General features: G+C 49.2%; 7 protein-coding genes and 6 pseudogenes. 4 read left to right on the top strand and 9 right to left on the bottom strand.

The genetic code is table 11. The features are described from left to right. Nucleotides 1–111: 111 nt before the first annotated feature. Nucleotides 112–769 (top strand): annotated as a pseudogene (gene can, locus DZ54_RS18795) (carbonate dehydratase). A 77-nt stretch (nucleotides 770–846) separates the two neighbouring features. On the opposite strand, the gene hpt reads toward can, so the two are convergent. Then, nucleotides 847–1,377, bottom strand: a complete 531-nt coding sequence (gene hpt / locus DZ54_RS0103640) for a hypoxanthine phosphoribosyltransferase (RefSeq protein WP_025673132.1) — start codon at nucleotides 1,375–1,377, stop codon at nucleotides 847–849. Nucleotides 1,378–1,723: 346 nt separating this feature from the next. Between hpt and DZ54_RS0103635 the strand changes: the two genes are divergently transcribed. After that, entirely contained in the window at nucleotides 1,724–2,329 is a 606-nt protein-coding gene (locus tag DZ54_RS0103635) for a TetR/AcrR family transcriptional regulator (RefSeq protein WP_025673131.1), read from the top strand. A gap of 102 nt (nucleotides 2,330–2,431) precedes the next feature. On the opposite strand, the pseudogene DZ54_RS18790 reads toward DZ54_RS0103635, so the two are convergent. The 6 genes and pseudogenes from DZ54_RS18790 to DZ54_RS0103605 form a co-directional block, all read right to left on the bottom strand. Beyond that, nucleotides 2,432–3,477: pseudogene (locus DZ54_RS18790) on the bottom strand (ABC transporter ATP-binding protein). After that, nucleotides 3,474–5,105 carry an ABC transporter permease gene (locus DZ54_RS0103625; RefSeq protein ID WP_025673130.1) on the bottom strand — a complete coding sequence of 544 codons (1,632 nt, stop codon included), beginning with the start codon at nucleotides 5,103–5,105 and terminating at the stop codon, nucleotides 3,474–3,476. The pseudogene DZ54_RS18790 and the gene DZ54_RS0103625 overlap by 4 nt, the downstream one beginning before the upstream one ends. A 63-nt stretch (nucleotides 5,106–5,168) precedes the next feature. Then, on the bottom strand, nucleotides 5,169–6,185 hold the full coding sequence (locus DZ54_RS0103620; protein ID WP_025673129.1) for a Fe(3+) ABC transporter substrate-binding protein: 1,017 nt from the start codon (nucleotides 6,183–6,185) through the stop codon (nucleotides 5,169–5,171). Nucleotides 6,186–6,349: 164 nt separating this feature from the next. Continuing rightward, entirely contained in the window at nucleotides 6,350–7,579 is a 1,230-nt protein-coding gene (locus tag DZ54_RS0103615; protein ID WP_025673128.1) for an ammonium transporter, read from the bottom strand. Nucleotides 7,580–7,597: 18 nt separating this feature from the next. Further along, nucleotides 7,598–7,936, bottom strand: a complete 339-nt coding sequence (locus DZ54_RS0103610; RefSeq protein WP_025673127.1) for a P-II family nitrogen regulator — start codon at nucleotides 7,934–7,936, stop codon at nucleotides 7,598–7,600. Nucleotides 7,937–8,245: 309 nt separating this feature from the next. Then, nucleotides 8,246–8,629, bottom strand: coding sequence for a YacL family protein (locus DZ54_RS0103605; protein WP_025673126.1), 384 nt, complete (start codon nucleotides 8,627–8,629; stop codon nucleotides 8,246–8,248). Here DZ54_RS0103605 and DZ54_RS27305 point away from each other — a divergent pair. Next, nucleotides 8,564–9,909: pseudogene (locus DZ54_RS27305) on the top strand (glycerate kinase). The gene DZ54_RS0103605 and the pseudogene DZ54_RS27305 overlap by 66 nt on opposite strands. A 117-nt stretch (nucleotides 9,910–10,026) precedes the next feature. Here the strand turns inward: DZ54_RS27305 and acnB are convergent. Then, nucleotides 10,027–12,623: pseudogene (gene acnB / locus DZ54_RS18780) on the bottom strand (bifunctional aconitate hydratase 2/2-methylisocitrate dehydratase). A gap of 482 nt (nucleotides 12,624–13,105) precedes the next feature. On the opposite strand from acnB, the pseudogene DZ54_RS18775 reads away from it, so the two are divergent. Then, nucleotides 13,106–15,018 (top strand): annotated as a pseudogene (locus DZ54_RS18775) (methyl-accepting chemotaxis protein). Between the two features lie 121 nt (nucleotides 15,019–15,139). On the opposite strand, the pseudogene DZ54_RS0103585 reads toward DZ54_RS18775, so the two are convergent. Then, nucleotides 15,140–15,466, bottom strand: a pseudogene (locus DZ54_RS0103585) (dihydrolipoyl dehydrogenase); the annotation flags it as partial.

Here is a 15,466-nt window from a genome sequence, read left to right as displayed (position 1 = left end):
CTGGATGAGGAGGTGGATGTAATAAAATATGAATATTGATCTCAGTATATTTCACACGTCGAGAGTGCGGTATAGTACCGATTGATAACTTTGCTAACAGACTGAGTGAGTATGGCCCAGATAAAAGCGTTGTTTGCCAATAATAAAGCCTGGTCGAAAGATATTCGTGATACTGATCCCCAGTTTTTTGCCGATCTTGCCAAAGAACAACATCCCGAATACTTATGGATTGGTTGTGCCGATAGCCGCGTACCCGCAGAGCGGCTGACAGGGTTAGACTCCGGTGAGCTATTTGTCCACCGTAATGTGGCCAACCAAGTGATCCACACCGATTTAAACTGCCTGTCGGTGGTGCAATATGCGGTGGATGTATTGCAAATAAAGCACATTATTGTTTGTGGTCACTATGGCTGTGGTGGGTCCATGCCGCGATTGAAAACCCCGAATTGGGTCTTATTAATAACTGGCTGCTGCATATTCGTGACCTTTACCTCAAGCACAAAAGCTATCTGAGCCAATTACCGCCTCAAGCTCGTGGTAATCGTTTATGTGAAATCAATGTCGCCGAGCAAGTCTATCATTTAGCAACTCCACTATTTTGCGCGCCGCGTGGGAGCGAGGCCAAGATGTCAGTGTGCATGGCTGGTTTTACGACACCACGGACGGTATTTTGCGCGATCTCGGCATGACGGCGAACAGCCGAGAGTCGCTGGAAATCAACTACCAAGCAGCGATGTGTCAACTGGCACAGGACACGGCCGCCTACTAACGACAGCGAACAAAAAAACTCATTAAAAAAACCGAGCGTTGAGCTCGGTTTTTTGTAGCATGATAATCGCTGAGGGATTAATCCTGCGGGATCACTTTACCCACGTACGGAAGGTGGCGATATTTTTGTGCATAATCAATACCCACTCCGACCACAAATTCATCTGGAATGGTAAAGCCAAGCCAGTTCACTTTGACGTCGACTTCACGACGCTCTGGCTTATCCAATAGCGTACAAATACGTACTGAGTTTGGCTCACGCAGCGATAAAATTTCACACACTTTGCTTAGCGTGTTTCCCGTATCAATGATGTCTTCAACCAAAAGAATGTCTTTTCCTTTGATATCATCATCCAAATCTTTAAGGATACGCACATCACGCGTGCTTTCCATGCTATTGCCGTAACTGGATGCCGTCATAAAGTCGACCGCATGCGGCATATCAATCGCCCGACATAAATCTGCCATGAAGACGAACGAGCCGCGTAACAACCCGACTAAGACGAGCTCTGAAGAGTCTTTATAATGTTCGCTGATCTCGGCGCCCAGGGCTTTAACTCGTGCCTGTACGTCTTGCTCTGAAATCATCACTTCAACGGTGTGTTTCATATCTGCCCCGATGGTTATCGCTCCCCGATAGGGAGGTCACTAACAAAGGTGGCATAGTCTAGCACTAAATCGATTGCGGATCCCAGCGAGGCGGTTTTTCCTACTTTGCACCCGCACACTAGTTGGTTATCACACTGATTGATAAGAAAAAATAATCCATGCCTGTCTTTTTAATAATGAATGACTTTTTTTGCAGACAAAATTACCGTTTTACGGCCTAGATCAGCTTTACGCCCGTTGTCAGGCGATAAACAGCTGGTATAAACTCAATAACGCTAATAAGAAAATTGTTAGCACAAACAATAATTAATTTGTACAAACCAAAAATAAGTTGGCAGGTTTTAGGATGGCTCAATCAAATGAAAGAACAAGGACGCGACTGTCGCCCGAAAGACGTAAAGAGCAGTTATTAACTTGTGGCTTAGATGTCTTTGCGAAACGCGGCATTGGCCGCGCTGGACACGCAGATATCGCAGACATGGCCGATGTTTCCGTCGCGACCGTCTTTAACTACTTCCCGACGCGCGAAGACCTCGTCGAAGAAATCCTGGCTCAAACCGAAAAGCATTTCATCGCATTAATTAGTGCATGTACCGAACAAGATCAGTCCATGCGTGGCGCATTAAACTGTATTACGTCGCAGATCATCGATACCGCACTCGCCGATAAAGCCTGGATGAAAGTCTGGTTTGAGTGGAGTACGTCTATTCGCGAGGACATTTGGCCACGCTTTGTCAAAGGGAGTCGAGACGCGGTTGATCAGTTCGAGCACGTGTTTGAACGTGGCATCGAAAAAGGCGAAATGACAGACAGTCATCAACCAAGAGAGCTTGCAAGTATGCTAGCAGGTGTGTGCTACGTGCTCTTTTTACAAGCCCACCAACAACCCGATAAAGCTGCGCTCAATGCCATGGCCCAGCATTACATTGATGTATTATGCCAGCATGGCTAAACGCCATGGCACGATAAAAAGCCAACGTCACGTTGGCTTTTTTAATGCTTCATTACTGCACGCGAGTGATTGATAAAGCGCGCTAATGATCGATAAAGCGCGTTAATGTTCGATAAAGCTCGGTCCATCATTGAACAACACAGGCTCATGAGCACGAATGTTCAAGCGCACTCTCTCACCCACCGACAACGGCTCTCTGGCATGAACCGATAATTTCTGCCCATGAATATCAATGGTGTAACGGCTACTATCACCCATAAACTGTTGAGACAATACCTGCCCTTCTCCCTGCTCATCGGCGCGAATACTTAAAAATTGCGGACGGAGTAACCACCAATGCGGGCCTGGATGGCAATGCACAGGTCGAGGCCAAGGACCCAGTGGCGTCTGCATTTGTTCTTGCTCGGACACGGTCACCGGGACATACGATCCTTGACCAAGAAAATCTGCCACAAAGCGGCTAGCGGCTGGTAGTACACCTCTGTGGTATTGCCAAACTGTTCAATAAGGCCTTGATTCATCACGGCTAATTTATCCGCAAACGCAAACGCTTCTTCACGACTGTGTGTGACTAAAATCGCGGTAACCCCTTGAGACTTAAAGATACGGCGAATTTCTTCAATTAAATCATGCCGCACTTGGGTGTCGATGTTAGAAAAAGGCTCATCCAATAATAACAGATCGGGCTCATACGCCAGTGCACGTGCAATCGCTACTCGTTGCTGTTGACCCCCGGATAACTGGTGAGGATAACGCTCCCCAAGGTCAGTCAAATGCACCAACTTGAGCATGTCTGCCACTTTATTGGCGCGTGCTTGCGCCGCTAACTGTGAAAGCCCAAACCCAATATTCTCTGCGACAGTCAGATGAGGAAAAAGCGCATAATCTTGAAAGATCATTCCGATATTACGCTGTTCAGGGGGCACCGAGTGCTGCTCGTTATCCATGACTGTACAACCGATCGATAATGTCCCTGCCGATAGCGGCATTAGACCTGCCATCGCTTTTAACAACGTCGTTTTTCCACAGCCACTGGCACCGAGTAGGCAAACAATCTCTCCGGGCGCCACTTGCAACGACAAATCTTTTAAGACAGGCGTACCGTTATAACTGCAGGTAAGATTTTTAATCGACAGGGCGCACTTCATTGATATTTCTGCTCCAATGATCGGTTAATCAAGATAAGCGGAACTAAGCCAACCACTACCAGTAAAATAGCCGGTAGTGCCGCGTACTCTAGGTGTTCATCAGAGGTGAAGTTGTACACATAGGTGGCCAATGTTTCAAAGTTGAACGGACGCAATAAAATAGCGGCATTGAGCTCTTTCATTGATTCGATAAACACAAGTAGCATCGCAATGAGGGTTCCACGACGAATTAAAGGCAGATGCACTCGGCGAATGACACCCGTCGTTGTGCACCCCATGGTTCGTGCTGCCATATCGAGCGATGGGGGGATTTTCGCCATACTAGATTCAATACTGCCGATAGCCACCGCGCTAAAGCGCACTACAAATGCCGCCAGTAAGGCAACCATGGTGCCCGATAACAGCAACCCGGGACGTCCCCAGTCATAGGCCTTAGCCACATCATTAATCAAATGATCTCCGCAAGTGAGCACCAGCATCACCCCAATTGCCAGGACGGTGCCCGGGACCGCATAACCCATTGACGCCAAACGCATGGGCGTCACACTCATGCCGTCTCCACGTAGACGACGATAGACATTCACCGTCCACGCTATGGCAACCGCAATGACAGCCGCCAAACTCGAGGTATAAAAGCTGTTATAGCTAAAAGAGGCGAAGTCACTGACGGCATTTTTTTCATAATAGTGCCATGCGTACATCATCAACTGTAACAGTGGTAAGATAAAAGCCAGTGACAACAGGCCCCAGCACCAGGCCACTACGCCCACTTTTCGCCAGCCATACAATGGTGTTTTCTCGATCGCATCACTGCTTGAGCTGGGACTAAATTGGGCTTGCTTACGGCGTCCATAACGCTCGGCACTGATTAAAAGAAAAATTACCACCAGCATTATTGCTGATATTTTGGCAGCCGCCGTTAAGCTTGAATAACTCAACCAAGTATCATAAACCGCTGTGGTCAGTGTGCTGACAGCAAAATAGTTGACCGTACCAAAATCGCCCAACGCCTCCATCGCCACCAGCGACGCACCCACTGCGATTGCGGGTCGAGCTAGCGGCAAGGAAATGCGGCGAAAGCTCTGTAATGGAGAACAACCCAGCAAGCGGGCGGAATGGGTTAAAGTGACACTTTGCTCCATAAAGGCCGCACGTGTCAGCAGATAAATATAGGGGTACAACACCAACGCGAGAACAAAGCATGCGCCTGGCAAGGTACGCATATCAGGGAACCAATAATCGGTCACACTCTGCCATTCAAAGGCATAGCGTAAAGCGCGCTGCAACGGCCCCGCATAATCAAACCAGTCCGTGTAGATATAACCAATAATATACCCAGGCATCGCGAGCGGCAGCACCATCGCCCATTGCAATTGTCGGCTGCCAGGCACCTGATACATCGCCAACATCCACGCCGTCGGTACGCCAAGTATGATCGCAATAGACACAACGCCAATCACTAACAGACTGGTATTTAAGGTATAGGTAGGAAGCACGGTTTGAAACAGGTGAGGAAAAATATCACCCGTATCACCAACCGCGGTGTAAAAGATCGCTAAGATCGGTAAAACCAGCAACAGAGCCAGGCTCCAGCTGCTGGTTTTTATAATGGGTAATCTATCTCGCATGGCCTACTACATTAAGGCGTCAGAGAAAGACAACAGGGACGATATTCGTCCCTATGCGACGGCTTACAGATCGAACTGAACTTCATCCAACAGTTTCACTGATTGGGTATAGTTATCAGCAATCGCCTCTAACGGCATTGGGTCGTGCTTATATTCGCCCCATGATGCCACGATTTCAGACTTCTCAACACCCATTTTCACCGGCTCTTCGAAGTTAACTTCAGCGTACATATGCTGTGCTTTGTCTGACGTTAAAAATTCCATGAGTTTCAGCGCGTTTTCTTGATTCGGTGCGTACTTCGCCATTGCCATACCACTCACGTTCACATGTGTGCCATGAGTATTTTGGCCAGGGTAGTTTAGATAAACCGCTTCCGCCCACGCTGTTTGTTCTTCATCGTTCAGCATCTTACCGAGGTAGTAGCTATTCCCCAGCGACACATCACACAATCCTTCCTTGATCGCTTTCACTTGTGCACGATCGTTGCCTTGCGGTTTACGCGCGAGGTTATCTTTAACCCCTTCCAGCCATTCTTTGGCTTTTGCTTCGCCATGGTTTTCAATGATCGCAGACACAAGAGACACATTATAAGGGTGTTTGCCTGAACGGGTACAAATCTTGCCTTTCCATTCAGGTTTTGCCAAGTCCAGGTAGTCAAAATCATCACCTAGCTCGCCGACACGCTCTCGTGAAGAGTAGACCGCACGTGCACGCGTTGTCAGCGCAACCCATTTATCCTCACTATCACGGAACTGCTCCGGCACATTGCTATCAATCACATCGCTTTGAACCGCTTGCACCACATCTTGGTTTAACAGCTCTTTAAGGCGTGAAATATCCACCGTGAGAAGGACATCTGCTGGGCTATATTCGCCCTCCTGCTTGACCTTTTCTGCCATGCCTTTTTTGGCAAACTTAACGTTCACCTTGATGCCTGTCTCTTCAGTAAACGCATCAAACATAGGTTCAATCAAAAATGGTTGGCGATACGAGTAGACATTCACTTCTTCCGCCGCGAACGCGGTGCTTGTTCCTAGCAGGCTAGCCGTCACAGCCGAGGCAATCAGCAGTTTTTTCATCGTAACAGTCCTTAAATATGATGATAAATGATAACGAATCTCACTTTCGTTAGTATACATGGAATGACTGGATGCTCAATATCGATAGGGATCAAAAAAAACGAAACCTTACCGTAAAAATGTAAGGTTTCGTTTCAAAGTTTAACGATGTCTTGCGCGTATGACTATTTTACGCTAACAAATTCGGGATACGCATCAACACCACAATCGTGTAAGTCCATGCCCGACATCTCTTCTTCTTCGGTCACGCGAATACCCATGGTTTTCTTCAATATCCACCAAACCACAAAGCTTGCGCCGAATACCCAGGCAAAAATAACGGCTGTGCCCAGAAGCTGTGCGCCAAAGGTCGCCCCTGTATTACTCAACGGCACCACCATAAGGCCAAAGAAACCACACACACCGTGTACCGATATCGCACCGACAGGGTCGTCAATTTTTACCTTGTCGAGGCCGATAATACTGAATACAACGATAGCCCCCGATACCATACCAATGATCAATGCCGCCACTGGAGACGGCGACAGCGGATCCGCAGTGATCGCAACCAACCCAGCCAATGCCCCGTTTAATACCATAGTCAGGTCAGCTTTTCCCCACATGGTTTTGCATACAAGCAGAGCAGCAATTGCACCAGCCGCCGCTGCCGCATTGGTATTGAGGAAGATTTGCCCCACGGCTGTCGCATTCTCAAAGTCTGACACCATCAACTGAGAGCCACCATTGAAACCAAACCAACCAAACCACAAGATAAAGGTACCCAGGGTGGCGAGTGGCAGGTTAGAGCCCGGAATAGGATTGATCTTCCCATTTTTGCTGTACTTACCTTTCCGTGCCCCTAACAAGATCACACCGGCTAATGCCGCAGAGGCACCCGCCATATGAACGATACCTGAGCCAGCAAAATCACTGAAACCAGCCTCTGATAGGAAACCGCCGCCCCACGTCCAATAACCTTCAACCGGATAGATCACCGCAGTCAAGAGCACAGAGAAGATCAAGAACACCCAGAGCTTCATTCGCTCAGCCACAGCGCCCGATACTACTGACATAGCGGTCGCCACAAACACCACTTGGAAGAAAAAGTCCGATTCCAATGAATGGTCAGCATCTGCGCCCTGTGTGCCAATCAAGCTGCCAAATGAAGGCATGAAACCGCCACCCGCATTATCAACATACATAATGTTATAACCGACCAGTAAGTACATGGTACAGGCGATGGCGTACAAGCAGATATTTTTGGTCAGGATCTCCGTGGTATTTTTAGATCGAACTAAGCCGGCTTCTAGCATCGCAAAGCCTGCAGCCATCCACATGACTAACGCGCCGGATAAAAGAAAGAAAAAGGTGTCGAGCGCGTAGCGCAGTTCTGTCACCGTATTAACCAGTTCCATTGTCTATACTCCCTGTAATTAAATTGCTTCCAGATCCATTTCACCGGTACGGATACGCACCGCCTGCTGAAGATCGAAGACAAAGATTTTGCCATCGCCGATTTTTCCGGTCTGTGCCGCATTAGAAATCGCTTCAACGACAGAATCCACATTCTCGCTCTGTACGGCGATTTCGAGTTTAACTTTGGGTAAAAAGTCGACTTGGTATTCGGCGCCACGATATAGCTCCGTGTGCCCTTTCTGGCGGCCAAAACCTTTGACTTCCGAGACAGTCATGCCGTCAATACCGGCATCCGCCAACGCTTCACGAACGTCATCAAGCTTAAATGGCTTGATAATGGCGCTAATCAGTTTCATATCCTTCTCCTGAGTCCTTGTGTTTGCTTCACACGATAAGTATCAAGAGCCGTGCCAACATTTTAATTAATAAAAATCAGTAGCTTATAGAAAATAAGGCGTAAACTCGTGGCATTTGCACTAAAAAAGTGCGAAGGATTCACCAAGACAGCGCACTGATGATATGAAATCACTCAATTGCACCATCGGCGATCATCGAAAGGGCGATCATCGAAAGAAAGAGGGGGAACTCAAGTGCCGAAGGGAAGACAACGGCACCATATGCACAAAATAACGCTTAAAACAATCTATCCCTTACCACTCGCGCATTTATCGTCGCCCATAACGGACAATAAAGTCTCGGTAGGCCTCTAACATCTCAATAAAGTCATCATAGCCACACGCGGCACAGCTTTCTTGATCATAAAAGGTTAGTGCCTGCGCACTGAGTGTTGCTTCAGCCTCATCGGAGGGCGTTTGTAGCATCGCATTCGCCATCACTACGACTTCATCCTGATTAGCCGTCAAGGTAAAGGTATGGCCGTGCCATTGCTGCTCGCTGTCAAGCTGATGGAGTGTTTCTAAATACCGCTCAACATGGCTAAGCTCGGTGCCTAACTCATCCAACAACCAGCGACCCATCGCTTCATGCCCCATCGAAAAAACGATTCGATAACTGTCATCAAAACTATTGCGAGAAAATTCGTAATCCACATCCACCTCCAATATTCGCGCAGCATTGTCCGGCTTTTACCACGAATTGCCAAGCACAAGCTGTTATCAAGGTGTCACTTCGATCATACTGATCATTTCGGCTCTACTAATATGGACGACCGCCATACAGCAAAGGACAAGCCCATGCATATTGTGATCGCACCGGACTCATTCAAAGAAAGCCTCAGCGCCCCATACGTTGCTCAAGCGATTCAAGCCGGTATGGCACCTGTGCTACCTAACGCGCAATTCTCTCAACTCCCCATGGCTGATGGCGGCGAGGGATTTGCGCAAAGTATTCTCGAACGACTCGGCGGAGAACGCGTTCACTGTGAAGTGACGGGGCCAGACTTTCGCCCAGTGATGGCCAGCTTGGTGATTAATCGTGAGCAACGCCTCGCCGTGTTAGATGTTGCCAGTGCCTCGGGGTTACCGTTAATACCACACTCCGCGCGAAATCCTTTACACACTACCAGCTTGGGAACGGGCGAATTGATCCGCAAAGCGCTTGATTACGATATCGATGAAATCATTGTTGGCTTAGGCGGCAGTGCCACGAATGACGCTGGAGCCGGTATTCTCACGGCTTTGGGAGCCAAGCTACTTGATGGCGCAGGCAAACCGATTATACCACAGGGCACGGATTGGGCGCATTGATGACCCTGGATATCAGCACGCTCGATTCACGTCTGCGCGCCGTCACACTCACTGCTGCCTGTGATGTGGATAATCCGCTATGTGGGCCAGACGGCGCTGCCACCATATTTGGCCCGCAAAAAGGCGCCAATGAAAGCCATATTCGAAGTTTAGAGCAACACCTTCACCGCTTTGCTAGTATTTGTCACTATCAACTTGGCCATGCGATTGCACACTTTCCAGGTGCAGGCGCTGCTGGCGGAATAGGTGCCGCGTTGGGTGGCTTACTGAATGCGCAGCTCGTGCCTGGCGTTGATTTGTTGCTGACCAGGACGCACGCCTACCCGTTGCTGGCACAAGCAGATTGGATTATTACCGGTGAGGGACGCGTCGATGGGCAAACTCAACACGGAAAAGTCCCGATGGCGATCGCCCGTATTGCCCAATCACACCACATCCCCGTGGTGGTGATCGCAGGCAGTGTCGGTGACAACTGTACCCCTCTTTACCAACACGGAGTCAGTGCAATTTTTTCCATTCAACCCGGCCCCTGTGAACACTCAGAGGCACTGGCCAACACGACCAGTAACCTGACCCGTACGGCTGAAAATATTGCGCGACTGATTCATCTCTCCCCAAATTAAGTGGCACGTATTAACGATAGGGAACAACTAATCCATCGACCATAAAAAAGCGCCTCCCACGGATATGGAGGCGCTTTCACTTCAACTATGCCGAACGTTATCGGCAATCAGCATGTCCTACACGGCGGCTTTAATGATCACATCATCCGCTATCTGGGTGTACGCATCCATTTGATGGAAGTTGAGATAGCGATACGTGTCACTTGCTGTCGCATTAATTTGCTCAGCGTACTCAAGGTATTCTTTTTGGGTCGGGATCCGGCCGAGAATCGCCCCCACGGCCGATAACTCTGCCGAGGCCAAATACACATTCGCGCCCGTACCAAGCCGGTTGGGGAAGTTCCGTGTTGAGGTCGACAATACGGTCGATTTTTCCGCCACACGCGCTTGGTTCCCCATGCACAAGGAGCACCCAGGCGTTTCGATCCGCACACCGGCACGGCCATAAATACCGTAGTAACCTTCAGCAGTGAGCTGGTCTCGGTCCATTTTAGTCGGTGGTGCTACCCACATACGGTTGATAAGCTGCCACCGAATTTATCCAGCAATTTCCCTGCTGCTCGGAAGTGACCAATGTTGGTCATACAGCTACCGATAAAGACTTCATCGACACTGTCGCCTGCCACATCTGACAAGGTACGAGCGTCGTCCGGATCGTTCGGTGCGCATAAGATAGGCTCTTTGATCTCGGCGAGGTCGATTTCAAGTACGTGGGCATACTCGGCATCTTTATCCGCTTCCATCAGGCTTGGGCTATCAAGCCATTGCTGCATCGCTTGAATACGTCGTTCAATGGTACGGCGATCGCCATAGCCCTCGGAAATCATCCATTTGAGCATCACAATGTTTGACTCAAGATATTCAGCCACTGAATCTTGCGATAATTTAACGGTACAACCCGCTGCCGAACGCTCTGCTGAAGCATCCGATAGCTCAAAGGCTTGCTCAACGGTGAGGTGCTCCACCCCTTCGATTTCCAAAATACGGCCAGAGAACTCGTTAATTTTTCCTGACTTCTCAACCGTCAATAGGCCTTTTTGAATACCAAAGTAGGGAATCGCATGAACCAGATCACGCAAGGTCACCCCTGGTTGCATTTCGCCTTTAAAGCGCACCAGCACTGACTCTGGCATATCCAGCGGCATCACGCCCGTTGCCGCGGCAAAGGCGACTAAGCCAGAACCAGCAGGGAAAGAAATCCCCAGCGGGAAGCGAGTATGCGAGTCACCACCGGTACCGACCGTATCAGGCAAGAGCATGCGGTTTAGCCAAGAGTGAATCACCCCATCGCCTGGGCGTAGCGCGACGCCACCACGGTTCATAATAAAGTCTGGCAAGGTGTGGTGTGTTTCGACGTCGACCGGCTTTGGATACGCTGATGTATGGCAGAATGACTGCATAGTCAAATCGGCGGTAAAACCAAGGCACGCTAGGTCTTTCAGCTCATCCCGGGTCATCGGTCCGGTGGTGTCTTGCGAGCCTACTGTGGTCATCTTAGGCTCACAATAGGTATTCGGGCGCACACCTTCTACGCCACACGCTTTACCGACCATTTTTTGTCCCAGCGTAAACCCTTTAGTGGATTCAGCCACTGGGCGCGGACGCCGGAATACGTCGGATGGCTCAAGGCCGAGGCATTCACGCGCTCGATCAGTCAAGCCACGACCGATAATCAAGGGAATACGGCCACCGGCACGGACTTCATCATATAAAATGTCAGTTTTTAGTTGGAAGGTCGACAGCACCTCATCGGTGCCGTGCTTGCACACTTTGCCGTCAGCAGGATATAGATCAATCACATCGCCCATGTTGAGCTGACTCACATCGAGCTCAATCGGCAGCGCACCAGCATCTTCCATGGTGTTAAAGAAAATGGGGGCGATTTTTCCGCTTAAACAGAAACCGCCAAAGCGCTTGTTAGGTACGTTGGGGATGTCTTGACCCATAAACCACAACACAGAGTTAGTGGCCGACTTACGTGACGAACCAGTACCAACAACATCGCCAACATAAACCAGTGGATGGCCTTTCTCTTCCAGCGTTTTCATTTGCTCAATCGGGCCAATTTCACCCAATTTATCCGGCTGAATGCCTTCGCGCTCGTTTTTAAGCATCGCAAGCGCGTGCAAGGGAATGTCTGGACGTGACCATGCATCAGGGGCGGGTGACAAGTCATCGGTGTTGGTTTCACCTGACACTTTGAAAACCGTCAGCGTCACTTTTTCTGGGATTTGTGGTTTGTCGAGATACCACTCTGCGCTCGCCCACGATTCCATCACTTGCTTGGCGTAGGCATTCCCCGCTTTCATTTTGTCTTCCACGTCATAAAACGCATCAAACATCAGCAGAGTATGTGACAGTGCTTTGGCAGAAATCGGCGCCAGCTTTTCATCCTCTAACAACGCGATTAGAGGCTGAATATTATAGCCACCTTGCATGGTGCCAAGCAGCTCTGTTGCGCGCTCAGAGCTGATTAACGGTGATTGAGCCTCACCATTTGCCAGTGCAGCCAAAAAGCCTGCTTTTACATATGCGGCTTCATCGACACCGGGTGGGATTCGGTTTTCCAGTAAATAAACAAGGGTTTCTTCTTCGCCAGCGGGCGGGTTTTTCAACAGTTCTATCAGACTGGCGGCTTGCTCAGCATTAAGCGGTTTAGGCACAATACCCTGAGCGGCACGTTCTTCGACGTGTTTACGGTAGCCTTCAAGCACGACTTTTTCCTCTTATCACGGTCAGACCCTGTGGTCCAACATCCTTGGAAAGTGTTAGTACTCGTATCACGCTTATCCGGCGAAGTTTATTCAAATATTCCAGCAAGACGAGGGTTCGAGCACGTAACCGCTGCGTGAGGATAGCATTTTTAACCTAAAATTAAAATCTACCCGTTTTATGAAACATGCGACCCAGATCTTAGTGACGCAGCGCCCTATTCCCCTCTCTCTCAATATCCCCCTACTCCCAATGGCTTTTATCGGTTTGTGTTGAAATCGCGAGGTAAGTGTCATTTTTATCAATAATTGTGGGAAAGGGCTTCAATTTTATTGTCTTATAGCCGATACACAGTCATTCAGTCATCAATTCCTGCTAATTTAGAGGTTAGTACCATAAAAATATCCTTAGTTTTGTCATCCTACCCCGTCGACATGTTGATGAAAACAAAATAGCACGGGATAGACCACATAGAGAGAAAGGCATGAAGCTAAAGCAACTCACGATTAAACAGAAACTCGTGTTGGCGTTTGTCTCAGCGGTGATCGCGTCAACCGCGATCATCAGCTATATGAGCTTAAGTCAGGCACGCGATATTATGGAAAAGCGGCTTTTAGAGAATGAGCTTCCTACCACCCTCACTCAGTTTAGAGACACCATTGATAGTGAGGTCAATCAGCTCCAATCTGCCGCGCGTCAGCTCGCGTCAAACCCAGTGACACTCAATATTCTCGAACCAGGGATCAGCCCTGGCGAGGAAGCTCGCGTGGTCAAGCAGCTTAACGTACTGCGTGATCAATATGACCTCAATGATGCCTCCATTGCTAACAGAGAGACAGGCCAGTATTGGAACCAAGATGGGTTTTTACGGGTGTTGACACGTGAAAAAGACGGTTGGTTTTATAATTTTCTCGATAGTGGCAATGCCACTATGGCACAGGTATTCCAAGAGGATAATGGCGAGCTCAAGCTATTCGTCAACTTTCAACAGCTTAATGGCAAAGGCTTGGCTGGGTTCTCCCGCTCACTCGACGATATGACGCGCTTTTTGAATCAATTTAAAATCGAGCAGTCGGGTTTTGTCTTCTTGGTCAATGCCGATGGATTGGTCCAATTACACCGCGATACCGGTCTGATGGGCGAAAAAACACTGAGTGATGTGTATGGGCCACAAGCACGTAGCTTGCTCCAAAAAGGTGACTTTAACCTCCTCGATACGCACATTAATGGCAAGGAAGTCCTGCTCGCCTCTAGCTATGTCCCCTCCATGGACTGGTATGTCATCGCGGATGTCCCAGCAGAAGAAGTCTTCGCACCACTCAATCAAACCCGCAATCAGATCCTGATGGTATCGGTCATCGTCGGCTTGGTGTTTATTGTGGTGGCCGTTTGGCTTGCCACTACTATTACCAAACCGATTCAATACGTGGCCAATGTGTTCCGTGAGATCGGCGAAGGAGAAGGCGATTTACGTCAACGTGTCGACATCAATAGCCAAGACGAAATTGGCCAGTTAGCGTCCGGGTTTAATAGTTTTGTCGACAAGATTCACCGCTTAGTCTCCGATGTTGCCAGTACGGGAGGTGAGCTTCGTCATGCCGCGGAGCAAGTCTCGTCACAAGCTAGCGCGACACAATCACAAAGTGAGTATCAGCGTGATCGCACGGTACAAGTGGTCACGGCGATCAATGAAATGGGCGCGACGGTGAATGAAATTGCCGGCAATGCCGCCAATGCGGCCAGTGCCGCGAACCAAGCGTCCGACGATGCTGCTAGCGGTCAAGGTGTGGTCACCCAAGCCCGCGATACCATCGCCAGCCTTGCCGATGATATGGAAAATATGTCGAAAGTGATCAGTGCGCTGGCTGAGAACACCGACTCCATCGGCGGCATTTTGGATGTGATCCGTGGTATTTCAGAGCAAACCAACCTCTTAGCGCTGAACGCGGCGATTGAGGCGGCACGTGCTGGCGAACAAGGACGAGGCTTTGCGGTCGTCGCCGATGAGGTCCGCAACCTTGCCAGCCGTACGTCAGATTCAACCGATGAAATCCAAACCATGATCGACCGTCTCCAAACAGAAGCGCACAATGCGGTTAAAGCTATGGAGCAAAGCCGCACCATGACAGCAGAAGGGGTCAACGCATCGGATGAAGCATCACTATCACTGAACGCGATTAATGAACAGATTGTCCAAATCTCAGACATGAACACGCAGGTCGCGACCGCGACGGAAGAGCAATCGACGGTGGTCAATGATATTAACCAAAATATCGAAGAGATTAACCACAGCTCGCAGCAAACCGCAGACACCGCCAATACCATGCAGAAGCCAGCGAGTCACTGCGTGATCTTTCTAAACGTCTCGATACCTTGGTGGGCAGCTTTAAACTTTAAGCTTTAACGCCTTACCACAATACTGACTAAGCGGGCTTCGGCCCGCTTTTTATTGATATAAAAAGTCATTGATATAAAAAAGCCCCGCTTGGCGGGGCTCTTATAAGAAATAGTCGTTAACTTATTTCTTTTTCGCTTTCGGGTTAGGCATATCCGTGATAGAGCCTTCAAACACTTCAGCAGCCAAGCCAACAGACTCATGGAGTGTTGGGTGAGCGTGAACCGTCAACGCGATATCTTCGGCATCACAGCCCATTTCAATCGCAAGACCGATTTCGCCCAACAGCTCACCACCGTTGGTACCGACAACGGCACCACCGATAATACGATGCGTATCTTTATCAAAGATAAGCTTGGTCATACCGTCCGCGCAATCAGAGGCAATCGCTCGACCTGAGGCTGCCCATGGGAAGATGGAGGCTTCGTAATTGATGCCCTCTTCCTTACA

The organism is Salinivibrio socompensis S35, from assembly GCF_000513715.1.
Classification (GTDB): Bacteria; Pseudomonadota; Gammaproteobacteria; order Enterobacterales; family Vibrionaceae; genus Salinivibrio; species Salinivibrio socompensis.
This window is presented reverse-complemented; position numbering and strand designations above follow the sequence as displayed.